22 protein-coding genes are annotated in these 25,806 nt (G+C 38.4%); 13 read left to right on the forward strand and 9 right to left on the reverse strand.

Annotated features, from left to right (window positions below):
- Positions 1-284 precede the first annotated feature (284 nt).
- Positions 285-539 carry a DUF5683 domain-containing protein gene (locus E2491_RS10225; RefSeq protein ID WP_134375544.1) on the reverse strand — a complete coding sequence of 85 codons (255 nt, stop codon included), beginning with the start codon at positions 537-539 and terminating at the stop codon, positions 285-287.
- Between the two features lie 263 nt (positions 540-802).
- Between E2491_RS10225 and E2491_RS10230 the strand changes: the two genes are divergently transcribed.
- The 3 genes from E2491_RS10230 (at position 803) to E2491_RS10240 (ending at position 3,592) form a co-directional block, all read left to right on the forward strand.
- The gene (locus tag E2491_RS10230) at positions 803-1,708 is read left to right on the forward strand and encodes an acetamidase/formamidase family protein (protein ID WP_134375545.1); all 906 of its coding nucleotides are present in this window, start codon (positions 803-805) and stop codon (positions 1,706-1,708) included.
- Positions 1,709-2,405: 697 nt separating this feature from the next.
- The gene (locus E2491_RS10235) at positions 2,406-2,687 is read left to right on the forward strand and encodes a hypothetical protein (protein ID WP_134375546.1); all 282 of its coding nucleotides are present in this window, start codon (positions 2,406-2,408) and stop codon (positions 2,685-2,687) included.
- 35 nt (positions 2,688-2,722) lie between these two features.
- Complete coding sequence (locus tag E2491_RS10240) at positions 2,723-3,592, forward strand: hypothetical protein (protein ID WP_134375547.1); 870 nt, start codon at positions 2,723-2,725, stop codon at positions 3,590-3,592.
- A 265-nt stretch (positions 3,593-3,857) separates the two neighbouring features.
- Here E2491_RS10240 and E2491_RS10245 read toward each other — a convergent pair whose 3' ends face one another.
- The 3 genes from E2491_RS10245 to E2491_RS10255 form a co-directional block, all read right to left on the reverse strand.
- Positions 3,858-4,280: a GIY-YIG nuclease family protein gene (locus E2491_RS10245; protein WP_134375548.1), complete on the reverse strand. Its 423-nt coding sequence runs from the start codon at positions 4,278-4,280 to the stop codon at positions 3,858-3,860.
- A gap of 747 nt (positions 4,281-5,027) precedes the next feature.
- Positions 5,028-5,516 (reverse strand): hypothetical protein, encoded by a 489-nt coding sequence (locus tag E2491_RS10250; RefSeq protein ID WP_134375549.1) that lies wholly within the window; start codon positions 5,514-5,516, stop codon positions 5,028-5,030.
- A 131-nt stretch (positions 5,517-5,647) separates the two neighbouring features.
- Positions 5,648-6,685 (reverse strand): hypothetical protein, encoded by a 1,038-nt coding sequence (locus E2491_RS10255; protein ID WP_134375550.1) that lies wholly within the window; start codon positions 6,683-6,685, stop codon positions 5,648-5,650.
- A 284-nt stretch (positions 6,686-6,969) separates the two neighbouring features.
- On the opposite strand from E2491_RS10255, the gene E2491_RS10260 reads away from it, so the two are divergent.
- Positions 6,970-8,478: a hypothetical protein gene (locus E2491_RS10260; RefSeq protein WP_134375551.1), complete on the forward strand. Its 1,509-nt coding sequence runs from the start codon at positions 6,970-6,972 to the stop codon at positions 8,476-8,478.
- Between the two features lie 6 nt (positions 8,479-8,484).
- Positions 8,485-9,804, forward strand: a complete 1,320-nt coding sequence (locus E2491_RS10265; protein WP_134375552.1) for a coiled-coil domain-containing protein — start codon at positions 8,485-8,487, stop codon at positions 9,802-9,804.
- Positions 9,805-9,924: 120 nt separating this feature from the next.
- Here E2491_RS10265 and E2491_RS10270 read toward each other — a convergent pair whose 3' ends face one another.
- Positions 9,925-10,662 (reverse strand): toxin regulator, encoded by a 738-nt coding sequence (locus tag E2491_RS10270; RefSeq protein ID WP_208528067.1) that lies wholly within the window; start codon positions 10,660-10,662, stop codon positions 9,925-9,927.
- Positions 10,663-10,865: 203 nt separating this feature from the next.
- On the opposite strand from E2491_RS10270, the gene E2491_RS10275 reads away from it, so the two are divergent.
- Complete coding sequence (locus tag E2491_RS10275) at positions 10,866-12,383, forward strand: plasmid pRiA4b ORF-3 family protein (protein ID WP_134375553.1); 1,518 nt, start codon at positions 10,866-10,868, stop codon at positions 12,381-12,383.
- A 262-nt stretch (positions 12,384-12,645) separates the two neighbouring features.
- On the opposite strand, the gene E2491_RS10280 is transcribed toward E2491_RS10275, so the two are convergent.
- On the reverse strand, positions 12,646-14,280 hold the full coding sequence (locus E2491_RS10280; protein ID WP_134375554.1) for a S8 family serine peptidase: 1,635 nt from the start codon (positions 14,278-14,280) through the stop codon (positions 12,646-12,648).
- A gap of 458 nt (positions 14,281-14,738) precedes the next feature.
- On the opposite strand from E2491_RS10280, the gene E2491_RS10285 reads away from it, so the two are divergent.
- The 3 genes from E2491_RS10285 to E2491_RS10290 all read left to right on the forward strand — a co-directional run bounded on the left by E2491_RS10285 (position 14,739) and on the right by E2491_RS10290 (position 17,806).
- Entirely contained in the window at positions 14,739-16,427 is a 1,689-nt protein-coding gene (locus tag E2491_RS10285; RefSeq protein WP_134375555.1) for a hypothetical protein, read from the forward strand.
- A 156-nt stretch (positions 16,428-16,583) separates the two neighbouring features.
- Positions 16,584-16,736 (forward strand): hypothetical protein, encoded by a 153-nt coding sequence (locus E2491_RS17480; RefSeq protein WP_166805847.1) that lies wholly within the window; start codon positions 16,584-16,586, stop codon positions 16,734-16,736.
- Positions 16,737-16,837: 101 nt separating this feature from the next.
- Positions 16,838-17,806, forward strand: coding sequence for a restriction endonuclease (locus tag E2491_RS10290; RefSeq protein ID WP_134375556.1), 969 nt, complete (start codon positions 16,838-16,840; stop codon positions 17,804-17,806).
- A 111-nt stretch (positions 17,807-17,917) separates the two neighbouring features.
- Here E2491_RS10290 and E2491_RS17645 read toward each other — a convergent pair whose 3' ends face one another.
- The gene (locus tag E2491_RS17645; protein WP_244093933.1) at positions 17,918-19,237 is read right to left on the reverse strand and encodes a hypothetical protein; all 1,320 of its coding nucleotides are present in this window, start codon (positions 19,235-19,237) and stop codon (positions 17,918-17,920) included.
- Between the two features lie 205 nt (positions 19,238-19,442).
- On the reverse strand, positions 19,443-20,135 hold the full coding sequence (locus E2491_RS10300) for a hypothetical protein (protein WP_134375557.1): 693 nt from the start codon (positions 20,133-20,135) through the stop codon (positions 19,443-19,445).
- 296 nt (positions 20,136-20,431) lie between these two features.
- On the opposite strand from E2491_RS10300, the gene E2491_RS10305 reads away from it, so the two are divergent.
- The 4 genes from E2491_RS10305 to E2491_RS10320 all read left to right on the forward strand — a co-directional run bounded on the left by E2491_RS10305 (position 20,432) and on the right by E2491_RS10320 (position 24,926).
- Positions 20,432-20,899, forward strand: a complete 468-nt coding sequence (locus E2491_RS10305; protein ID WP_134375558.1) for a sigma-70 family RNA polymerase sigma factor — start codon at positions 20,432-20,434, stop codon at positions 20,897-20,899.
- 124 nt (positions 20,900-21,023) lie between these two features.
- On the forward strand, positions 21,024-22,346 hold the full coding sequence (locus E2491_RS10310; RefSeq protein WP_134375559.1) for a hypothetical protein: 1,323 nt from the start codon (positions 21,024-21,026) through the stop codon (positions 22,344-22,346).
- Between the two features lie 133 nt (positions 22,347-22,479).
- On the forward strand, positions 22,480-23,589 hold the full coding sequence (locus tag E2491_RS10315) for a hypothetical protein (protein ID WP_134375560.1): 1,110 nt from the start codon (positions 22,480-22,482) through the stop codon (positions 23,587-23,589).
- Positions 23,590-23,828: 239 nt separating this feature from the next.
- On the forward strand, positions 23,829-24,926 hold the full coding sequence (locus E2491_RS10320) for a hypothetical protein (protein ID WP_134375561.1): 1,098 nt from the start codon (positions 23,829-23,831) through the stop codon (positions 24,924-24,926).
- A gap of 47 nt (positions 24,927-24,973) precedes the next feature.
- Here the strand turns inward: E2491_RS10320 and E2491_RS10325 are convergent, their stop codons facing one another.
- On the reverse strand, positions 24,974-25,801 hold the full coding sequence (locus tag E2491_RS10325) for a Yip1 family protein (RefSeq protein ID WP_134375562.1): 828 nt from the start codon (positions 25,799-25,801) through the stop codon (positions 24,974-24,976).
- Positions 25,802-25,806 lie beyond the last annotated feature (5 nt).

Genomic DNA, 25,806 nt, shown 5'->3' on the forward strand with positions numbered 1-25,806 from the left:
ATGACAATCTTTCTTTCGATTACTATTTTTTATGCCCTTGCAATTTTCATGAAAACCGATTCGCCCGTTACTGATTTTGTATTGCTCACAATTTGTGTTCATTTAATTTACAGGAGTTGTGTGTCTGGTTATACCAGTGTTCGGACTATTAAATAAAAATAGTGGTTTGTGAAGTTTTGTTCGAAAATACCTAAATGATTCAATACATTATCCTTTCAAAACTTTTTTGAATGATTGAATAGAAAAAAAAGAGACCAGGCAAAATGCCCAGTTCTCTTTTTCTCTTACAAAAAGACCGTACTCTGTAACCTAGTTTTTTCCTGATTAATTCTATCAGCACTTTTATAAGCATCGTAAAGTCCCCAAACCCAGACGAGCGGATAAGTAATCATTCCAATAAATAAAATAACTAGAAATGCATTAACGATCTGAAGTACGATCATAAGGACGCCTTTCAAAATATGACCATTGTATATTTGTCCAAGTCCGGTCAAAAAGAAACTAAGAAGTACTGCGATACCCGGATTTTTCACAACCATCCCTCCTTGAAATTATATTTTTAAGACATAATACCTATAAATTAGAATAGCTCTTTTTTACAGAAAAAGATAATAAAAAATCATTTATATGAAGGAATCTTAGATGCGTGGGATGCGTGGGGACGTATATTTTGAATCATTCACAAAACGAAAGATCTTACCGATAAGGATTGTCGGCAAGATCTTTTTTTAAAAGAATAACATTCGGAACTTTCAAAAAACTAATCATTTCCTGTAAACTACTCTTAAAAGGAGTGATTCACATGACAAAACATCTTGCCAGGGAGCATTTCGTTTACAAAATGGATCAAGACAATGCGCCGGTGCTGACTGTTCAGTCCGGCGATCAGGTTGAGGTTGATACATATGACTGTTTTGAGAATCAGATTAAGTCGGAGATGACGGAGTTTAGTGCGATTGATTGGGATAAGGTGAATCCTGCGACGGGTCCGATTTTTGTGGAGGGTGCGCAGAAGGGGGATATTCTGAAGGTTCGGATTGATGATATTGAGCTTGGCGATCGCGGTGTGATGGTGACGGGTCCGGGGCTTGGTGTGATGGGCCACCGGATGGAGGATTTTCAGGTGAAGATCATTCCGATTCAGGATGGAAGAGCGGTTTTTAATGACCGGTTGGCATTGCCGCTGAACCCGATGATTGGGGTGATTGGTGTAGCGCCGGAAAATGAGGGGATTTCATGCGGGACGCCGGGTGCACACGGTGGAAATATGGATACGAAGGAAGTAACGACTGGTGCGACCCTGTATTTCCCGGTTTTCCATGAAGGTGCGCTATTGTCACTTGGCGATTTGCATGCGGCGATGGGTGATGGTGAGATCAGCGTTTCAGGGATTGAAATCCAGGCAAAGGTGAAAATCACGGTTGAAGTGATCAAGGGGTATGAGATTTCCTACCCGTTTCTCGAAAATGGAGATGGTCTTTCCGTGCTTGTTTCCAAAGAAACGCTGGATGAATCGGCTGATACGGCAGTGGAGCTGATGATTGATTACCTTCAACCTCAGACTGATCTGACACTTTCCGAGCTGACCATGCTGATGAGCGCAGTCGGCCAGGTTCAGGTCAGCCAGATTGTGGATCCGCTAAAGACGGCGAGATTCTTTGTGCCGCGGTATGTGCTGGAGGCTTATGGGATAAAGGCGTTTAGATAAATAGAACATGAGGCGGGTTCTGCTTTCTCCTGAAAAAAAGGAACCGTAACCCGTATTTCTTAGATGAAAATCAAGCAATATATGTATTCTAAATTTAAATCACATTATTTAGGGGGAAGTGCTAATGAATCGCACTTATATGACTTTTTTACATGTAGGAATGACCATCTTTCTTTCGGCTACGATTTTTTATGCTCTTGCTATTTTTATGAAAACCGATTCGCCCGTTACTGATTTTGTATTGACCACCATTTGTGTGCATTTAATTTACAGGAGTTGTGTGTCTGGCTATACGAGTGTTCAGACTGTCAAATAAAAGGACGTGTACGAAGTTTCATTTAAACATACCTGAATCATACGACACATAATCCGTTCAAAATCTTCTTAAATGACTATATAAAAAAAGAGAACAGATATACAAATTGAGCGACCTGGAGCTTCTTATATTTTATGACGTATCTTCCGCCTAACATGACGCAGATGAAGAAATAGGGGTATTTTCTGTAAGCATGTTTGAAGCATCTTATTCTATATAATTCAAACGACGTAATAGAAGAAAGTAATGGGTAGTAGAATCATCGTAAAATCCCTTGTTGGGAACAATTATACTTTTTTCGAAAGTTACAGATTAAATCTGTTGATTATTGAGATTGGTTTTGGTATATTATTTTTATAAGTTATAAAAGGAGGACGAATCATGATAGTAGAAAAATATCGGCTTCACAATGGTTGCCGGGATAGAGTTGATTTGAGAGGATATGAAAAGGAAATAAAAAAATCTGTAGATTTAATCTGTGTAACGAGGGGATTTCATGTAGAAATAGACGTATATGAAAAATTTTATCAAATTAAAACTGAAAGAAAATTAGATCATGGAACAAAAAGCTTAATTGGAAAAGAAATAGTTAAAAATAGCAGTGAGCTCAATGCTCTAAAGAAAGGACAAAGAAACGGAAACACCTTATTTGAACATTTTTAATATGGCATTACTATTTTCGCGAGAGGAGTCTAGAAATGAAACCAGTTTTTGAAGTGCAAAAAGGATTTGATAATCCTTCAGAAGCTTTGAACTCTTCAGCTTATAAGATATATAGATCTAGAACTAGAATATCCAGTTTGAAATTTTATGTCGGAGCTGCAAAAGATCACATAGAGAAATCAAATACAATACCAGTAGATTTTCAAAAAGAATTATCAAAATTTGAAGGTATTGTCAGTATAGGTAGAACTAAAGTAACTGAAAAGCAGAACAGTTATGAATTTAAGAATGTACACTTGTACGTATCTAATTGTGAGACATTAGACGGGTTTAGTCGAATTTGCTACGTCTATGGGCTTAGAGGTGAAAGAGAAAATTGTATTATGGTTAAAGAGTGTGCGAGATCCAGAGGTGACAATTATTCTGCATATTATAAAATATTGTCAAGCTTATTAAAGAAAGAAGAATTTCTTGAAGAAAACAATGAGTTCGTCATTACAAAGGAGAATATTTCTACTTTTATTTCTCTAGTCAATAAAATATCAAATAATTCGCAAAAAAAAATATATAGTCAACAATTCACTGACGAGATTCAGAAAGTTAATGGATCATACTTCAATACATTCTATTGGGATGGTGGTACGAACGTTAAATATTCCAATGGAACTTCTCTAAAAGAATATAAAGACCCAACTGATAATATCGATTCTTACCTTGAAAAGATATTCAATGAGATTGATAATACATCCGATGCTGAACGGTTGAGGGTGATTGGAAATAAATTAGTTGAATTTGGTAGATTTGCAGAAATGAAAGCAAATTTAATGCAAAAAAATAATGTAAAACACAAGATCGAAAAATTCGAGTCATTTAGTGAGAAGCATTCGGAAACATCTGGGACGTAGATCGAGTTTCATTCGACTTCTGAAAGGTGTTGGGGAATAAGCGTTTATCCTGAAGAAGAAAGTTCCTGCCATCTCTTAATTTAGATAGCAGGAGCTCTTTTATTATCATGACGTATATTCCCCCTGATGTAACGAAGAGGAAGTGCATTATTCATATCTGGAAACATGTTTTTAGGGAGTGATTGTGACGCCTCTTATTCCGAATACGCAAAAAGTGAAGATGTCGATTCATTTTCTTCCATCCTTTAAAAAAATACAGCAATATTCAAACAATACGCAGCCTTTCTTCCACAGCAGCTCTTCTTTTGTCATCACCACGAATGCAATGATCACTGTTAGGTTGAATTTGTAGGATCGGTTTATACTTTCTAATAGCATTTAGTTCTTTCTCATTTAAACTAATTTTGTCGTCACCAACCTCCTTAATCTCAACAATACTGATCCTCATCCTCCCACTTTTTAATTCAGAAGGCAATAGCCCGAATTTTTTCGATTTCGTTGACAAGTTCCCTATATGATCCCATATTCTCTTAAACATAGAAGTATTAGATATTCCAATATACAGGTATTCTGTTTCATTTAGAATGAGACCGTACACGCCTGGTCTGTCAAAGTCCGATAGTTTCAGCTCGGAAAACCCATTTAATAATTCTCCAGGTACGTCGAGTGGACTAGAATTGTTATTCATTGACTAACATCCTTTCCTTTAAATTGTTAATTAAGTCCCAAAGTTTCACTAACATCACAATGCTCCTTACTTATCATATCGACTAAGTATGAGTCATGGTTAGGAAACATGGGGACGTATATGTTGAAACACTCGGGAATCGGAATATACCTTCTGCCATAAGGCGATTTTTGAGGTGTATGCTAAATATACCTTCCCAATTTTTTCTTCATATGTTAAAATGATAAGGAAGTAATTCCCGTAATCCTTCCTAATCAGTTGGATTATCTTTTGTGTTCAGCCCTGCAATGTTCCTTTCGGTTCATTGCGGGGCTGGTGTGTTTTTTGAGGGAAATTAGGATATCGGAAACAAGGGCACAGATTAATTGAATCACTCGAAGTCTAAAAGCTGAAGGTGAATGGTCAATACTTATAATAGGTAAGGTATCTAAATAGATATAGTAAGAGGACTTCTTAGAGATGAAGTCCTTTTTATTATTCAGATGATTCATTGAACAAAGTGAAGGTCTTTCACCATTAGACAGTACGGCAAAATCTACGGGATGCAGATCGTGTTTGATCTAATGATTGATAGATTAAACAATCTGAGGGCTTGTCTCTTGAAACTAGCGCTCAATAGCTCTTGGTTGAGTTTGCTGGTATCTTTTAAGTACTTGTGATGTATCCTCTGTAAAAATTGTGATTTGAGTATTCTTATGTTTTAAACGAGTAAAACCCAATTGGAATGGTGTACGCTGACTACTCTTTCTACTTTTCAATTAAACCTAAATGAAGCAACTGCTCCTTCATATGATTGGGATATTCTAGTTTTATAGATTGATCATTTTGAACCCAGAAACGAATAAATCCTAAAGCATCTAAAGATTTATCTACTTTTTGAACTCTTTTTCTTATTCTAGGGATATCTGGGTTAGCCATAACAAAAATACTTTTCTCGCTGTGAACGTTTTTATATTCCATCAGTTTCCCAATTTGATTATAAGTATGAACTTTAATTTGCCCTTGGCCAAAAACTGTATCAACATCATGATTATTTGCATGTGAACCTTTAGATTCTATATAGATTTTCCAACCGTCTTTTTCTCCTTGTACATCAATTCCTCTCTCCCTTCCTGTCAAAGGATGAGGACATACAAACTCATTTTCGTTAAGAAAGCGCCAGACTGAAAAATTCACAGTGTCTTCATTCATCAAAAAAGGGTCAGGTACTTTCATTTTACTTAATGGTTTTGGCATTAAAATACACCCTTTCATTAAAATTCGGGGGGACGGAGCGACTGTGCTATTCAGCTCGCTCTGTCCCCCTGTTTTGTTTTGGCACAAGGGTACAGAGCTGGACAAAAGGAACGGTTGCTCTGTCTCGCCATCTAGTACAAGTAATCTGCAATAACTACTGGCATTTGATCCGTGTTTTCAAAACCACTAGTTGAAAAGCTTGATGCGCCACCTAGGTAGTTGGAAATTAAATACTCTTCATTAGTTTGAAGATAATTCCCCTTCATCATGCCGGAGAAGTTTAAGATGTCACCTTCCATAAGTTCGGTATGTTCAGGATAGAGTACTAGGACATCACCGCCGTAGTATTCGTAATATTCGTCCATGATCTCAGTACCTATGATCATCATTGTTTTGTTATTCACTTCCAGGATATCGATGATCGTTCCGCTAAAGCCAACAACTGATCCAGTGTATTTTTCAGGGCTTTTTGTAATTTCATCATACGTAGGATAGAGAACCTGACTCCAATACAACTTCACATGAATGTCTTTAATCAATTCTTGCGACTGTGTATAAAAGGATGAAGAATCTGTTATGGCTTCCAGTGAAGTTAGAGCTTCTTCAAACTGCTCTTCGTGATATGAGGCAAGTCCCGATTCATAAGCTTCCTGATCTGCCTTTTCCTTCTCGACAGTAGCATCTTGTTGATCTAAAGGATTAGATGCGATCTCTTCAACAATAGGAGACGTACTTGCAGTATTCGCATCAGCAAGATGATCATTAGTTGAATTTACTTGTGTATCAATGATCAAAAAAAGAAGTGTGATAAAACCGACGAGCATACCTGCTGATAATGCAACAAACTTGAAGATAAGCAGACTTTGCTTCAAAAACCTCAAAAAAACACCGGAAGACAGATGCTTGATTTCTCTATCCACCATATACTCTAATCTTTCACGAGAAACACTTTTCAATCGTCCCTGTAGATTTATCAGACTGTGATAAGCCAATTGATTATGTAAATGATAGTTACTCTCATCATTTGATTGCCTCAGCTGATTAAATAAAAAAACATTTTTCCTAATTGCAGCTCGCACAACAGACCTTTTGACTACAGAAGTAATAGACGCCACCATAAACAAAACAAAGATAGCCAAAATCACAAAAGTAACGAGAACAGCTTGCATGAATTTCCCTCCTTTATCATAGATATACATCTATAATATTACTTTTTTCATTAAGATAAAACAAAATATGTTAATATTGGGGACGGAGAGACTGTTCCATTTGCTGCGCTCTGTCCCTCTGTTTTGTTTTGAAACGGGGCACAGTGGAGAAGAAAAAGATGGACGCTCTGCATTTTATATACATTTTTTAGAAAAAATAAGGTATTATTATCTTATTAATAATTCTTTTTATTGGTTAATAAGACCTGTTATACATGAGAGCGAATTTCTAAGGAGAATGTGGAATGGACCAGCAGGGTGTAGTATTACAATTTCCAGCATTAAAGATTCATTCTGAAGAGTATGAAGTGATGATGGAAGCTGAGGTGATTTGCGATTCTGGAATGGATCGAGAATCGGAGAGCATAAGAGATGGTCTGGATGAAGTTAATGAAGCGTTGCGGTCTAATCAAAGCCATTTAGACCGTGTTAATCAGGAAATTGACAGGCTCACGAACCATGCCGATCAATTGGATAACATGATTGCTGTCGGGAGTGGAATTTTAGCAGGCTTTATTGATGTATTTTGGGTTGGGGAGTTTAACTTTAAACGTGGCGAAGCTTGGAGTAATGAAAAGGTGAATCGGTTTGTAGAAGGGGTGGCTAGAAGTAAAGGGTGGAAAGGGAAAAATGATTTAAAGGGAGCAATTAGCTTCTTAGAAAAAGAGTTCAAGATTCCGAGTGATAGTATTTACAGTGGGAATGCTAAGAATATTACTCATAAGAGTCACCGTTTAGACGACTTGGCTCATCATCCTACGTTACTAGGGCTTTTTGCTTCGATCCTGACCCAATTTACAAAGAAAGGATACTTTCAAGATAGAAACGGAGAGTTTTTATCAATACCAGTTCCAATTTCGATAGATCCGAAAGATAAAACATTGATCGGGCATGACTTACTTTCGAAAATTTCATGTGGAACGATTAATTGGTTTTTCCATTTGGTGAGTGATATGTCCGGTAGCAACAAAACAGCTGGAGCAGGCATGGGGATACCTGGGCCATTTATTTCTTTATTAAAAGAAATTTCCCTAATCCCCGGGATCAGTGATTCTGGTTTACCTCAAAAACTCTATGATGCATTTGTTAAGCAAAAATTCGACTTTAGAAGTGAACTGGCAGTTGGTCATGAAATTAGCAGACAGGCCATGCCAGTCATTTTGAACGAAGTGATTGTCAGGAGTTTTTATTTGATCAGAAGGCTGTTTCTTGAGTTGAGGGAGAGCGATGTTGAATCTCTTAATTGGGACAAAATATTGCCATATAAGAATAGAACGATTGTCAGAATGCTTACGATTGCAACAGGGACGTTTACTTTAATTGATATCAGTGATGCAGCGATTAGAGGCGGCATTAAATCTGGAGGACAAGCGCCTCTATTTGCAAAGGAGTTTTTGTTGCATTTGAATGTTGTGGGTGTAGGCAGGTTTACGGTTGCTGTGTCTACTGATGTCATTTATGGCGTGAAGAAGAACCAAAATCGGGATGAACGGATTGTGCTGATGAATGAGCGATTACACTTGTTGAATGCGAAAGCATTTTACATGGAGGCCGGAATGTGGCAGGCAGCGAAGCAGACTGACAGATCCATTAGTGAGGCAATCATGAAAATGCAGGAGGCCAAGGTGGTGTCGATAAAAGCTTGGGAAGCCAATGCTCATTCAATGAAACAAATTGAGAAGTATCAGGATGAGATTGAAAAGCATAATCCCGGCTTAATCGATGAGATCGACGACTTATTAAAATGGGGGTAGGGATAGATGGTGAAGGATATTCAGGATGTACGTGTTGTGAAAAGGCGCAATCAAAAGGTTGATCGAGCAGATGAAGATACGTTACCGGTCATTATAGAAGGACAAGTGCGTAAGCTGGACGAATTGGATCAAAAAGTGAAATCAGCCATTAAAGCAGCTAAAAAAGCGAAAAATATATCAGAAGATGCAAAAAATAAAAGTGCCGGTTTTGGTAAGAAGAGATCTGCGATCGAATCACTACAGGAAGCAGGCGTTTCACTTGCTGTAGCGATTCAATCCAGTACGGAGGCGCAAAAAATCTCCTTTGAATTCCAAACAAAACTGGCTGAGATTACAAAATACTTATTTGAGCTGGGCGTCAGTAACATTGCGAGTAATCGTTTTGTGGTACGTGAACTCGAGATGAGAATGAAGGGTGCGTCAGAGAAAGAATTATCTGACCTTGCGAAAAAAGAAATCCTTGCTGTGATTAAGCAGTTAAAGGATCAGGAAGACATCCTGATGAAACAGGAAAACTTTAATCAAACACTCAAGGAACATCATCAGAAAATTGCGCAGCACTCAAAGAACAATACAGAGATCAACGCTATCCTCGAAGCTCAATTTGAAATTGACCAATTACATAGCCAAAAGCTTGAGGACCAGGAGAAAATTGATCAGTTGCATTCAAAGCAACTTCAGCATCACGCTGAAACCGACCTTAAGCTCGAAGCAATGTTGCGAGAACAGGCTGAGACAGACCTTCTGCATACGGAAAAACTAAGTGTGCAAAGTGGAAAAATCACCGCAATCGAAATGAAGCTGCAGGAGCAATCCAAGCTGAACAAATTGTATGGAGAGCAATTAAAGTCTCAGGAAGAAATTGACCAGCTGCACGAAGAACAAATCAAAATCCAGGCAGAAGTCGACGAAAAACTGGAACAGGCACTATTCTCACAAATTAACATTGTCAGAAACCAAAAAGAACAAATCATACAACACGAACAAAACATTCAAGAAATCGACAGCCAGCTTCTATCCCAGTCAGACATCAACCAACAATTCATCACAGAACTAAAAAACCAGTCCGATCTATTCAAAGATCACTTAAATACACACAACCAAGAACTCAACAACTTGAAAAACGAACTAACTTCACTCCAGCAAACCACAAAGAAAATCGAAGAAACCAACCTGAAACAACAAGAAACCATCCAATCACTCGTAAAGGAACTAAACAGCACAAACCAATCACTCCAAACCAAATCCAGTACCAACTTTGTAAAAAGCACATTGGCCGTAGCAGGCGTCGGAGTGTTGATTTCGATGGTTCAGTTTTTTGTGTGAGGAGAACAGGGGGACGGAGCGGTTGTGACATTGGGCGTGCTCTGTCCCTCTGTTTTGTTTTGATCCAGGGGGACAGAGCTTTCAAGAAAGAACGGCCGCTCCGTCCCCCCTTTCTATAATTTAATATAAAATTTGATCAATATAAACTAATGGAATAGTTATTTCAGCACCGGACGTGGCTTCGTATGAGAAAAGGCCACCTGAGGTTCCCATTATCGTTAATAAATCATCTTCAAGGACACGACCATTTATATCTATCATTGATGAATCGAATACAGCAAATAGAATCGTATCATAATCATCATTTACAGCAAATCTAATTTGAATAAATGTTCCATCCTCAATCACTTGCACGACTTTCCCATAAAACTTCACTTTCTTTCCGGTAAAATCATCTGGTGTTCTGGCTAATTGTTCGAAAGTGATTCCAGTTTCATATCCTTTGCGTTCTTCCTCTAATGCTTTTTGTCTCTCTGCTTCTGCAGCTGCAACTTTTTCAGCTTCTTCAGCGAGTTTTCGCTCTTTTTCCTCATTTATTTTTCTTTCTCGCTCTGCCTCGGTTAATTCAAACCATGGAGCGGCTTCCTCTAACTTTTTCTCAAGTTTTTCTATTTCCCTTTCTTGTTTTAAAATTTCTCTCTTTTCACTTGCCAATTCTTCATCGTAATCTGCAATGGTTTGTCGATAGTTTTCAATTTCTCCATTTTGCCTCTCGATATTTGTCTCTAGTTCCTCAATAGACGACTCCCTGGCTTGAAGTTCATTTGAAGACGACATTAAACTGTTTAAAAGTACAATAAGAATGGCTATGAAGAGAATCATACTGATACTGGGGAGAAACCACTTTTTCATTTTCAATAGAAAAGCCCCTTCCGTTCTTAATAAAGAACAAAAAATCTGAACGAAGATTAATGATATAGTTAATTATACACTTTTGTAAGTTTTGTGGAAAGTATTAATTTGAATGTTTTCTTTTTTAAGAACGCTTAAGAAGGTCATGGAAAAAGGAACACCGGCTCCGTCCCCCCTGTTATAATAAATCTAAAAAGGAGGCTAACTCTATGATTCTAGAACTAAGGGTAACGTTGCTATATGAAGAAAAACCTGTCTGGAGAAGGCTTCGTGTTGATGATCGGATGAGTTTTCTTGGGTTGCATGAGGTGTTGCAGGTGGCGTTTGATTGGACGAATTCGCATTTGCATCATTTTATGATTTATCAATCGGGTGGGCTGGAGGATGAAACGTCTATTGGGATGGAGGACGATGATTCTTTATATGAGGGTTCTTTTGAGCGTAAGGAAAAGGATGAGAGTGTTGGAGATTGGTTAAATCGGGTGAATGATCACGCTGTTTATGTTTATGATTTTGGTGATAACTGGGCGCATGAAATTGTGGTCGAGAATGTATATGAACATGATGAAGAAACAGTAGTGCCATATTGTGTAGAAGTGATGGGAACGGCTCCAGATGAGGATTCCCGGGGAGAAGTAAATGATGCTGGACGAATATCAAATGATGAATTATTAAAAAAGATTAATCATTTGTTCTCTGAAGGATATCACCAAACACTAGGCAGCTACGATACCTTTTTTGATCCTGAAATTGAAGATGAAGAAGAGATGGAGCCAAGTTATGATCTCATTCAGTTGATGAAGGACTTACATAATGCTGCTCCTTGGGAAGTGCTGCATTCTGACCAGGTGTTCGCAATTGATCAGCAGGGATTTATGGTGTTTGTCTCTGTCATGGGTGCGGCAGAAATGGAAAAAGGTCTTGCTATTTATCCTTCGATGGAGGGATGGCGCACGTTGAGTTCGCTATTTAGAGAAGAAGATGAGGAGTATAGGTATAAGCAGTTTGCGATTACTGCAACATTTAACGATCGAAACGAACTTGATCCGATTGATTATGGCTTGGTGAAAGATACGGGCATTCCGTTTAGAGGGAAAGGGAGATGGCCGATGTTCCGCAGTTATGAGCCTGGCTATATTCCGTGGTACTTAAATGAACATGAAAAGTCCCTGGTGACATTTGTTGTGCGGCATGTGCTGGATGTGACGAAAAGAATTCGTGAGGGCCTTGAAGTCATCGCCCCTTTTGAAACAGGTTATATGTACACTCGTGTGGCGGGCGATGGTTTCTACGAAGAACACGGCGTTGAAATAACAGAGTTTGACCGGATGCTTGAAGAGGAACAGCAAAGTATTGAAAATGAACTCCTCATTAAGCAGCTGCAGGCGATCCCTGTGGTGGATGACCAAATCGAATTTGTCGGGACTTACACCAGTCAGCCAATTGTCGAAAAGCCAGGTGATCGGCCATTCTTCGGACTAATCGTTGCAGGCTATTCGAAAAAAAACGGACTGTTTTTAGTCAACGAGACATACGGTCCCATTCCGAAAACACTTGCCCTGCAAGACGCCTTCTGCAAAATGGTCATCGAACAAAACGCCATGCCAGCCCAAGTCACCATTACACATACAGACTATAAATATCTCGAACGGTTTTTTAATGCACTGCCTGTGAAAGTGCGGAAAGTGAAGGAGATTGGACGGTTTAGGATGTTTGGGGTTTTGTGATTGTGATTGGTGGGGACGTATATTTTGAATCATTCGCCAGCATAAATATCATAAGCTCTGTCTGAGTATTTCCGGTATAATTTAATTTAACAGTGTCAGTACTTCGTTCACAATTTATAAATAAATCCCGTCAGCCCACAGCTGGCGGGATTTTAACATTTCTATAATCTTTAGAGACAGGTTAAGCTTTTTTTATTTCGTGAGGCTAGTGATTCAAAATATCTGTCCCCAAAAAACCAAAACCATCTCCCAAAAATCATACTTACCTCACTTTAACCACAACAGTGCTTTTCACTCCATTTTTCTGTATGGTGAGTGTAGCTGTTCCGCGGTTTTTTAGGGTGATTTCGCCTTTGCGGTCTGTGGTGAAGATGGCTGGATTGGATGTGGTCCAGAGTGAGTTGTCGGGTGTTAGTGTGATGGTTGTCCCATTTTTTCGGATGGCTTGTATTTTTATTTTCATGCGCTGTCCTTTTTGACCGGTTAGTTCTTTTGGTGCTGTGATGGTTATTATTGGGTTGCTTTCGGTTACAGTGACGGTTGATGTTTTTGAGATACCTGAGAATGTTGCAGTAACGGTTGTTTTGCCGGCTTTTAGGTATTTGAGCGTGTTTGCCTCAACGGATACGATATTAGAGTTGTTTGAGGTCCAAACTGCTTCTTTGGATACGTCTTTTTTAGTACCGTCCTGATAAACAGCGGTTACTTTGAGCTGTTGAGATGTTCCGGCAATGCCTTTATAGCTTGTGAATGTTTCAATTGATTTCACTTCATTGATCTGGGCATTGGCGAATGCAAATGATTGGACTAGACCCTGACCAAAAAGCGGGTCACGTCCTGAAGCCCCAAGATCTTTTGCGTTCTTTTGTAAGAGGTCCCGAATTTCTGTGGCAGTAGCCTGTGGTTTTGCTTCCATTAAAAGAGCGGCCATTGCGCTTACGTATGGTGTAGCCATGGATGTTCCACTCATTTTGGCATATTGATTTTGAAAATAGGTGCTGCTGACTAAAACGCCTGGTGCAGTGAGATCGACTGCAGCGCCGGTCGATGAGAAAGGGGCAAGACGTAACTGCTGATCGACTGCGCCTACTGCAATGGTTTGAGGATATGCGGCAGGGTAATCAACAGTATTGCCAGAACCCGTGCCATCATTGCCCGCTGCTGAAACCAAAAGTAAACCTTCTTTTGATGCCTGTTCAATTGCAAGACGTAATGCCGTTGAATCGGCTTGTGCACCGAGGCTCATATTGATGATGTCCAATTCGTGATCAATCGCCCATTGGATAGCATGAACTAGTCCGGAAATATTCCCTCCGCCATCAGCATCGAAAACCTTTAGAGCGTATAATTCAGCATTCGGTGCGATCCCGCGATAACCGACAGAATTATTTAAGGCTGCCACAATCCCGGCTACATGGGTGCCGTGTCCATTATCATCGTGATAACTTGTTGTGTAATCTACGAAAGAAGCGCCTCCTGTTACTTTCAAGTCAAAGTGTTTCGTGTCAATTCCGGAATCTATAATACCAATTTTGATTCCTTTTCCAGTCAGGTTAGAATCCCAATATCTTTTTGCTCCGATCAAACCTGCTCCATAATCTTCCTGCTGAGCTTCTAATTCTACTTCAGCATCTGCTTCGATCTTTAATACATTCGGGTGAAGGCGTAATGCTTCATATGCACTTGTATCCAATGAGGCCGAAACTAAATCAAAAGAATCAAAAGTCTCGTAAATGACACCACCAAATGAAGAAACAAGTTCACTGTCTGTACCGCTAGTCAACAGAATCAAGTAATCCTTACTTAGTGAATTGCCCACTCCCTGAACAGAGTGAGGAATCATAAGCGCTATTGCCAGTGCCAGCGATGCCGAAATACCAGTCAATCTCCCTCTCATTGAAAATCGCCTCGCCCTCTCCTTGTATTCGACAGAGTATGTCTATTGATGTCGAATAAAGTATTTTTATGTAAATAGTATACAACCAAAAGTTAAATATTATCAGTGTAAAAAGAACTATTATTAGTGTTTTGATGTGTTTAATGGACTAGTTTATGGGGACGTATATTTTGAATCATTCGCTATACTAAATACTGTAAGTTCCGTCTGAGCGCTTTCTATCATGATTTTATTGAACAGAATCACCATTTAGCTCATAAACTATAAAAGTATCCTTTCGACTTGGAAGTTTGCGGAGTTTTTATCATGTTTAAGAATCTAAAGTGCCAGACTGAATTTTATTGTTACGAGAGTCGTATGATTCAGAATATCTGTCCCCAATAATCTGTGTATTGTATAATACAATTAATTGGTGGAAAAACCATCAATTAGATAATAGAGACAGGGGTAATTGAAGGATGACGAAGGTAGTGCAGGGGTTTGTGTTTGGGGTTATGTTTTTTGTGTTGTTGTCTTCTGCTGGTTATGCAGCTGCAGTTGATGTGGAGCAGAGTGGAAATAGTAATGTTTTTGATATAGAGGATTGGAATGGTGGAAATGTTCCTTTGATAAATGGGGATGGTCAGAATGTTGTAAAAGGTTTTTATAGCTCTGTGGAAGCATTTGACCGTTTGAATCATATTCACTTTAATGTTTTGGGTAAGGCGATTACTACTTTTAATATGAAGGTTTCTTCTACGCAAAATACGGCCGGTACGGATTATGGTAAAACTACTTTTTCGGTTTATGCTGATGATCGCCTTTTGGTAGAGCGCTTTGTGCCGGCGTCTGGTACTCAACGGGTTCAGACTGCTATTCCGAGGGATACTAAAAAGATATCTGTTTACGTTTCTCATAGCCGGGGAGCAAATGGTTTTAAGACAGTGCTTCTTGAGGAACCGGCATTTCTGAACAGTGGAACCTACTTACCAGTAACGGATAATGTATATTCACTGACTAGCCTGGCATCCAATGAACATATGCCATTTAACGATGAAGGATTTATGAATGCAAGCGGGACACCTGTTTCTACAAAATCGTACAGCATCAAACATTTTAAAGCTAGAATGGAAGCTGTATTTCCTGTCAGTGGCTTGAATGTAAACGAGTTCGAGGCATATCTTTCAGCTGAGCCTATAAAAACAAATGAAAGAGTTGGAAAAAAAGCGTTAGCCATTTATGCTGACGATACTTTACTTTTTGAAAGACAAGTTAAATTAGGGGCAGCACCTGAAAAAATTTCCATTAAGCTTCCTGCTTCGACTAAAAACATTCGAATTGTTTCTGTAAAAGACGATGGAACTTACGGAGTGATTAACACCGTTCTTCAAAACCCGATCGTTAAACGGAACAGTGCAGGATATTTAGCAAACTTTCCAGAAAAGCATGCTTTAAATCGCCAGCCATTTACAACGAATAGCTTAACGAAGGTGTCTAATCATGTATTTAGTCAAATGGATCCCTTAATTTACAGTAATCAGACACTATTGGCATCCGGAGTTGCTATTGGAGAAAGTTCGGTTTCACCAATTTTAAATAATCATACTGTAACCTATAACATCAGTGGTGTGAATAAAAACGCTTTTATGGCCAATCTTTCAGTAGATGGTCTGCATGCTGCAAGACAATTTGGAAAAACGTCTGTAGCGATTTATGCGGATACTACGTTATTGCATACGCAACGTGTATCAGGGACATCCGGAATCATCCCTTTGACCCTTAAAATCCCTGCAGGTGCCTCCACATTAAAAGTAGTCACTGCGCTCATGGACGCAACATCTTATGATAAAGGACAACAGCTGATCCTTGGCGAAGCAGCATTCGCCAACTTGCAAACATCCGGAACCATTGCACCAGCCCAGGTAACGGTTCAAAACAACCGCAACACAACAGACTATGTCATCGTAAAAAACCTTAAAAAATACGATACCATTCGCGTCTATGACGCCAACAAAAAACTAATTGTCATGGCCCCAAGAACCACCAGCACAACCGGGACCGCCGCCATCGCCCAACTAGGCAAAACAGCAGGCACCCTATACATCTCAGTCGCCCACAACCAAATGGTAGAAGGGCCGTTGACGAAGGTGAGTTTTAAGGGGGAGTGATTGGTGGGGATTCATGGGGACGTATATTTTGAATCATTTGGTAGACTAAATATACTTATGTGAATGATCTTTATTACTTACAAATTTAGAAAAATAAGTTTATAATTAATGTATAAATAAACAGTTTGTCATTTGTGTATTTTAGAGAGGTGTTTTATGGAAAAAGAGTGTCTTGTTTGCGGGGCTGAACTGGTGGATGATGCATGGGAGATTATTGAGCAAGGGGATCAGGGAGAAATTGAATTAAACTCATTTCCTGCCTGGGTCTGTTCTGAACGATGCGGATATTATAAGAAGCAGTTGGAATAGCAATAAATGTATTTATAAATAACATATTGACGATCGGTTGAGTTTTCCTTAAAAAAGAAGACATTTGTTCTTAATAAGAGCTATTGGATTGGAGGATTTAAATGATTTTTAATTTCAGGATCGACCGGACACAAAGAGATTTCTTAAAAACAAAATTGATCAGCGAAAACATAATTTATCAGGGCTGGGGAAAGAATGATCTGGCTGATAAACAATTTTCAGTTGAAACTGAAAGTTACTATAATCTAAAGACAAAACGGATTCCGAACAATTTAAAGAAGATCCGCACTTTTGTGCAGGGAGATATATTGATTGTCCCTCATTTTCCATCAGATGGGTGTATGTCAATATTAGTTGTTGAAGGTAATTATCCAAATAACTATACATGGCAACCTGGTCAGGTTCGAGATTTGAACCATGGAATCAAGATTAAAGAAGCTTATGGCTTAAACGGAACGATCAGCATCTATCATTATCTGCTTGTCAAATGGTACGGTAAATTATCAGGGATGCGCCTGCCAATTACTGAAATGAGGCAGATGGATGACATTGTACATAAATTACTAGGGATTTTAAGACAAGATCCGGATCATCAATTTGAAAAATCAACAATGACCGATTATCTAGAAAATCAGACCTCGTTGTTATTGAAAACTCTTCAAGACCAGCTCTATCATTTAGATGCCAGCAGAAGTGACCTCTCATTTGAAAAGGTATGTGAAAACCTGATTGAGCAATACGGCTATGAATGTGTGGACCGGAATTGTTACGACGGAAAAGGCGGCGATGCAGATCTCATTTTCCTGAAAAAATCAGATCAGGGCTCACCATTTGAAACCGGGGATTCATACCTATTCGTGCAAATCAAAAAACATAGAGGCGAGACAGACGAACAGGCTATCAGACAATTAACTCAAATCATGCAGTCCAAGCTGGAATACGCACCAGCCAATGCCTGTGCCATCACCCTCGCAGACACTTTCAGCCCAGCCGCTCAATCCCTTGCAGACGACACAGGGATCAAAACAATCACCGGGCCCGAATTGTGCAGATTGTTGATTAGTGGGTGATGGTGGTTGGTGGGGACGTATATTTTGAATCATTCGCCAAGCTAAATAGTTTCACCATGAAATCGTTTATAACTAGAAGGTAAAAAGTGAGACTCTAATGAGTCTCACTTTTTACATCTGGTATTTATAAATTTTTACATCATTTATTAAATATTCGATTGTATAAATAAAACCATTTTTAAATCCTAAAAATTGTTCTGACGCATTAAGCTTCTTATAAATAATATCATTGCCATCCGAATTAAGCTTATAAACAGAATCATCTCCATAGTTATAAAAGTACAGTTTATTATTATATTTTGAAATAACAGAAGGAGATGTAGTTGAATTAAATAAATGCAAGCGTTCACCTGAATAATTATAAATACTGATCGGAGATTTAATAAAGGCTCCTTTATAGTCTTTTACAACGATATATTCATTGAGGTAATTTACTTCTGAGTTGACGTTTACGTTTATATTTGGAATGTCTGTCTCTTCTAATGTTTGTAATTGAATACGTTTAAGTGAATTTCCGGATCTGTAGTAAAAGTACTGATCATTTGCTTTTACTTCTAATGGTCGACCTCCGTGTATGGATAGATCTTCTTTCAAAAGCTTTTTATTAGTTCCATCAAGATTGAATTGATAGAGAGAGAAAACATAAGATTTCTCTGGGTCAGCCTCTTTTTCAACAGTAAACAAATTATTTTTGTTTACCGCAAAATAATCAATGTGACTAATAATTTTTGCAGGTGAAGGTTCGTTGATTGAATGAATAAACAGATCATATCGTTGTTCAGGTGCTTTATTAAGAGACGCGCTGTAGATAAAGTTTTCATTACGTGAAATATTATTAGGCGTACTGATGTAACCCATGTTCAGAGAAGTATCTAAAATTCTGAAAAGACCACTATCATTATCGAAGATAAACCATTGTTTCTTATATAAGATGCTAAAATTGATCAACATATTTGTTGCATCAATTTCTTCATTTTTATCAAATTCTTTTAATGGTATTTCAGAATTTTCTTCAGTAGGATCTTTAGATTCGGGTGAAGGTTTTGTTATCGGCTCAAGCAGGTGAGGATTATGTACACATAGCGCTGCGGTTAGTTTTGACTTACTTGGTGTTTCATATTTTACTTTCTTATCACGATCAACAAAGAAACCACCGCCAACACTTAACATACCAGGTTTAAAAGCGTAAATTCTATATCCTTCTCCGGCTTTTAGTGTTCTTGAAAATACTTTTTTGTCTCCCTCTAATTTAAACAAAGGAGTATCATTTAGGATTGATAGTCTTCCGATTTGACCACCCTTTAACTCTACTCCATCCCACCATACCTTCTTAACACCTTTATACTTTTCACAAACCTCTGCTCCACTCACCTGTACAGTGAAAAACACTGAAAGTAAAGCTAAAACAAGTATTGACCTAATTAATTTCATGCAATCTACTCCTATCATAAATTTTTCATGTAAAGGGAACTCTTAGGTTGTTATTTTATAATAGTATAAAAGATTTGTTTTGTATACATATTTAGGTATTAAAATGATTCATGGGGACTTATATTCTGAATCATTCGCCAAGCTAATTAATCGCCACAATTTAAAAACCCGGCTCATATATCTGAGCCGGGTTTAACTTGTTGAATTATGACTGTGGGAACTCAAACCTTTGATCCGCTGAATAGAAGCTAACGTCTCTGACTTTCTGATTTTCGTCAAATCCGATTGTAAGCGTCATACCTGAATCGGACACGTATCCAATATATGTATAGATTGGATTCGGCATCGCATATTCGGCAACAGGCTCTCCATAGGCTGCTAAAACTTCTTCTTTCGTATTGCCGAAGCCGATTCCTCTTGCCGTTTTCAGATCTGTTCCAGGATAAAAATTGATATTGAAATAATCGGTATCGACTTGATTACCAAGTATAACTGTTTTGTAAGCATAGTTTTGTTTATCGGGATTCCCACCAACAGCATAATCATCTCCAAGAATAGATAAAGCTTCATCAATTTCCATTTCAGGATGAATTCCCTCAACCGTAAAGTCTTCCAATGTCAAATCGCTACTGTTCTCCTGTGATTCTTTTTCTTCCACTGAAGATTCGGCTATTTCAGAATCTGTACTTTCGCTGTCATCTATATTTTCTGAATCCGTATTTTCCTGATTATCACTTAATTCGACAGAGTCAAACTGATCAGATACCTCAGCATCTACTTCTTCAGTAACCTCGATTTTTTCTGATTTAACTCCTTTTTCTGTAACGGCCTGTTCATTGTCACTGCAAGCAGCTAGTAAAAGTGCCATAGCACCGAATAAGATAAATTGTTTTTTCATGATGATTTCCTCCAAAAGTTGTTTGATTTTTATTACGTTAGAATCGATTCGTTGTAATAGACGTAACATAAATGAAATAGTTACAGCTTAAATAGGATTATTTTCAAAAAGTAGAAAGAAAGGTAAATTTACGTTGTTTAGTTTGAAGCTTTCATCTTTTTAATGGAAACGTCCTGAACCCCATTTAAACACTGGCTATTTGTATTACTTGTTCATTCGAGTTTCCCGATCGTCTTACTTATACTGAGGTCACTCGAGAATACAAGGTGGACGCGCGTCTCCAATCGGAGATCAGGATGACATTTGAAGAGCGGTATGAACAGTTTCAGCCGATGATTTTTCATATGATGAGGAAGCTTAATATTAGACGGGATCGGGATTTATATGAGCAGGAGGGGAGAATTGCGCTTTGGAAAGCGACCCAGCGATACACGCCGGAAAACGGTGAGTTTGCGCCATTTGCCTACCAGCTGATCCGTGGACATATGCTTGATTTGATGCGAAAAGAAAACAAGATCGCTGAACGGGAGACGGTCAAATCTGATGAATACTGGCAGATGAACCTTGAAGCCATTCATGACCGGCTGCTTGAGATTGACATGCTCCTGCCTTACGCTGAGCTGTTGACTGAGCATCAGAAAAAGTGGTTCTGGCATACCTTTATTGATGAGTTGACAGTTACAGAAATAGCGGAGCTTCATCAGGTTAGTATTTCAGCGGTGAAGAAATGGAAGGGAGGGGCGTTGAAAAGGTTGAGAGAATAATTGGAGCTAAGCCGATCATTTTTAAACCATTGTGTCCCGCTCGCAGTCGGGACACAATCAGCCAGTTCAGCTCTGACATGTTATACTAATTGGCAGAAAGTGTACATAGAAAGCAGGGAAGGTCATGCTCGCATTTATCCTGATTGTTTTAATGTGTTTCTTCTATATAATTAACGAATTCGTAACTATTGCTTTCATAGAGAACATCTATCTCATTTTGACAGCAGGTGTCTTTATTTTGATGTGGAGCCGCTTAACCGGTCTCACCAAAATTTTTACCATGATCCTGCTTGTTTCAGGGGTTATTATTCATATGATTACTGGTGTTTTCATCATCGAAGGTCTGACGCAAAATGTTCCGCTACTGGCTCTTTTACTATTAGCGCCACTGTTGTCTGTGCCGCTGCGCCGGGAAGGACTGCTTGAAGGGGCAATTTCGCATCTTGAACAATATAAGGATCATCCAAGATATTTATTTTACGGAATCTCTTCAATGACCGCGGTCGTTTCGCCTGTTCTAAATATGGGTGCGATCCGGATCGTTAATGGATTGATTGCTCATTTAAAGGCTTCGCCCCAGGTATTGTCACGGTCGTATTTTGTCGGCTTGACTCCGGCTATGATCTGGTCGCCATTTCTCGCTCCTGTCGGAATTGTTCTGTTTTATCTTGACCTGCAGTATTTATCATTTATGCCGCTGGCTGTTACTTTTGCATTCCTTCAGCTAGTAGTCGGTCTGCTTGTATTCCGGGCAGAAGGCAAGTTTCAAAAGGATGATTCAATGACGGCATTCAGTCGAAAAGAACGTCTTGATTTAATAAAAATTCTGGTATTCGTTCTGGCGATTGTCGGGATTCTACTGATTTCAGAACAGTTTCTTGATGAATCAATGCTGTTGCTTGTCAGTCTGATCAGTCTGATTGTGCCGGGAATCTGGTTTTTGTTCAGAGCCACGAAGGACATTTTTAAAGAAGAGATGATGACATTTCAAAACCGTCTCCAACATCAGTCGAAAAATGAAATTTGTCTGTTTTTGAGTGCGGGCGTGTTTGGGAACGCGGTGGCTGGAACAGGAGTGAGAACACTTTTGGAAGATGCCATGATTGTAGCATCAGAATTCTCTTTAATTGTACTTTTCTTATTCTTCGTCCTTTGTGTTTCTATCTGTGCATTTTTAGGAATCCATCAGGTCATTACCGTTCCACTGCTCATCACCGCTTTCCTATCAACAGGGTCAGATGTTGATCCGCTACTCTTTGCTTTCATCTGCGTCTTTACCTGGATGGTCGCATCTGCGCTATCGCCATTAAATGCACTGAATATTATCGTCAGTACAAGTGTGGAGCGGAGCGGAATGACGGTAGCCTATAAGTATAATGGTGTTTATTTTTTGGTGATGACCACATTAGCAGGTGTTTACTTGATGGTGATTTCTTTTGGGCTGTAAATCATGTGAAAATTGCTTCTATATTGTCAGATCAACTATTTACTCAACCTATGTTCTGTTACAATATAACTATTGAATTATAAAAAATTTCTATAGTTACATCGTATTAGAAAACAGAATAGGTGGAATATCGTTGGAAACATTACTTAAATACTTTTTTAAGGCAGTCAACTGGTTGCTGACACAATTTTTCGGAGATGCTTATCAGGGAGTCAAAAAACGTTTCGCGAAAAATGTCCAAAGAAAGATAAAAGAGATTTCTAATCAAAATCAACCTGTGATAGATGATCGAGGCACCCTGTTTCTCGGAAAAACTGAGACGAATTTTGTCATTGGCGGTGGTACTGGTCAAGTTGCTTATGAACCAGAATCGGTAAGGACTTTTTATGATGATTCATTTGTTGAATTACCTGATGAATTAAATCAAATAAGAACCAGAATAGAACAAACTGAAATAGCAAAACAAGATGAAGGATTAAAACATTTGTACAATACTCATCAGGTTACATTAGTAAATGCCGTTCATTCAAATGTTGATTTTATAGAAAGAGGATTTCCGATCCTTCACTTTAAAAAATCAGATTATTATTCCTATCAGGCGACTGTGGCAAGTCTTGATCAGCCAATTGCGAGTGACGGAACAACAATTCGTCAAAAGTACATAGATACTATTAAAGATTATCAGGAACCATCTCCGTTTCTTTCTCAAGGTGTGGGTATTGTTCTTACTGTCGTCACATCTGATGAGAAAATAGTAATAAGTCACCGCAAAGATACGGGTATTCGCCCCCATGAAATGGATGTCAGTGTCGTGGAGGCAATTGATCCTGATAAAGACTATACTTATGATCCGAATAATCGTCAAAAGAAATCAATTGATCTTTATAGCGCTGCTAAAAGGGGTTTGTATGAAGAGTTGGGGCTGGATGTTCAAAAAGATGAGATTACTTTACTTGGATATGGACTGGACCTGGAATATTATCAGTGGAATGTAATCGGTACCGCGCATATTAATCTGACCTATGACGAAGTACTAAGACAAAAATCTTCAGGTATACACGGAATGAATGAACTTAAAAAAATTGAAGCCGTTGACCTTGATCCAAAAAAGGTTGCACAACTTTTGAAGAATAACAAGCTTTGGAGTACTGCTCAGGTAGCCCTATACTGGACAACTATTTATAACATGAATGAATATTCACGTAAAAAAGAAATGGATAAAATACTATTAGAAATCATGTAATTCGTCTCGAGTCTGAATGGATTTGATGATAAAAGGCAATGACGCACATCTTGATACAGGCTTTGGTATCCAGCTCATTTATAAAAATGAGCTGTTTTTTTTATTTTTTTAAAAAAACTGTAACTATTACAAATATGTTACGTCTATATTACCGAGACGTCTTAATAGCAATTATTTATATTTAAGTATATTTTTAGAATTTATCATCAGCGTGTAAATCACAGGAGGAATTAATTATTATGAAAAAGTACGGTTTATTTTTAGCAACTGCTCTGCTACTTGCAGCTTGTTCAGAGGAAAGTTCAAATCAGGATCAGAAAAATGTTGTAGAAGCAGCTGGTAAAGAAGAAGTTGCTGAACAATTGAATAATGAGAGTTCTGCAAAAGCAGAACAGGATCAGAAAAATCAAGAACTGTCTAACACAGAACAGGTAAATCATAAATGGTATGAAGAATGGACAGGAGAAGCAGAGGTAGTTTTTGAAGAAACAGTAGACTTTAATCTCGATGGGCAGGATGAGCTCGTGATTGGAACGTCAACTCACTTGATCGTTGGAGCGTTAAATCTTGAATCTAATGAGTGGGAAACGGTTTACTCTGATGATGCACAAGCTGTAGCATTTACCGACATCATGGAAAATGAAACAGTTGGTCAAATGGCGGCAGTTACAACTGTTTCTAATGATGAGCGCGCAGAAGGATCAGATACTTTGAGACTTTTGAGATTTTCTGAACGTGATAATGGATTTGAGGTAATTGAGGCTTTCCGCAGTGAAGCAATTGACCATGCTGGCGGAGTGGAATACAACATCAATGACAATCTTTTATCAATCATTTCTGAGTTTGATCCTGCATTTAATAACGAATATCTGCTTGTAGGGGATGAACTGCAACACAGACACAGAAACATTTCTCTATATTCAGGCGTGCCAGTTACACAGAATGAAAAATTTATGAGTTTGTTCCCGGAATACTTTGAATCCGGTATTTTAAGAGGTGATACGTTAAGTACAGCTATCGAAAAAGCAGGTGAAGGAAAACGTGGATATGTGACAGGAAGTCCGTCTGTTAAATATGATGAATTTACGCTGCTCTTCAGAAATGATAATGAGATCATCGCTAATATCCTGCTTCACAATGACGGGTTGACGATCGAAGATCTTGAAGGAGCGATCAATCAGGACATCACGATTACATCTGTCGAAACTGATATGGTTGGATACATTCATTATGCCAACTTTACTTTTGATGATGTGAAATATTATGTTGAGTTCAAAGACGAAAATGGAGAAGTGAAGTTTCTAAACGTTGGTGTTAATCATGAGATAACAGATTAAAAAGTAAAAGGACCTTTCAAAACGAAAGGTCCTTTATACTTTGATCATTATAAATAATACCCAATCTCATCAATCAGGTTCCCCATCGCGGAATCAGCAAGCAGACCTGTGTAGACAGATGTAATAATCGCGAACAGAACAAGGTAGCTGATATAGCCATAAAATGGATCGATTGATTTTGTTTTTCTCGTAAGCATAGAGCTAACGATATAAACTGGTACGAAAATAATGGCAAAGAGAACAGATAGTACAATGAAAAACACACCATAAGTATAGGCATCCATGATGATAAGAAGCATAGATAGAACAATCAAAATCAGGCTAGGAATCATATGCACACCATAGGCGGCAATGATTTGTTTAAATGAATAATCCGTGCCGAACAGTTTTGTAACCACAAAAAGAGATGCAGCAATTAAAGCAATATAAATGGCTGTATACAAAAATGATTGACTGAAGATCGTGAAAAATGACGGTCCGGCATATTCATTCATAAACAAATCTCCCATGCCACCAAACATCGAACGGGCAATGCTTTGAACGAAGAAATAAATCGTAAATGCAAATAATACAGTAAATAAAATTAACGAAATGAGTCCATTTGTAAATTCGGCTGCACCCGATTTGAAAATAACTGATGGATTTTTAATGAAATTTTTTGTGTAGGCAAAATACCCCTTAGATGTTTTCTTTGCTTTTTCTAGATATTCATTTGGTTGCGCTACACTCGCTGCAGTTGCGGGCTGCTCATAGGTCGCAGCTGTTTCCTTATGAACAGTCGAAGTTGCTTCTGTAGATTGAACCCTCAAATCAGCCCCGCACTTACCGCAAAAATTGCCATTTTCCTGAGTATGTCCACATGTCGAACAAATCATCTTAT

The sequence above is a fragment of the Jeotgalibacillus sp. R-1-5s-1 genome (genome assembly GCF_004405105.1).
Taxonomy (GTDB): Bacteria; Bacillota; Bacilli; order Bacillales; family Jeotgalibacillaceae; genus Jeotgalibacillus.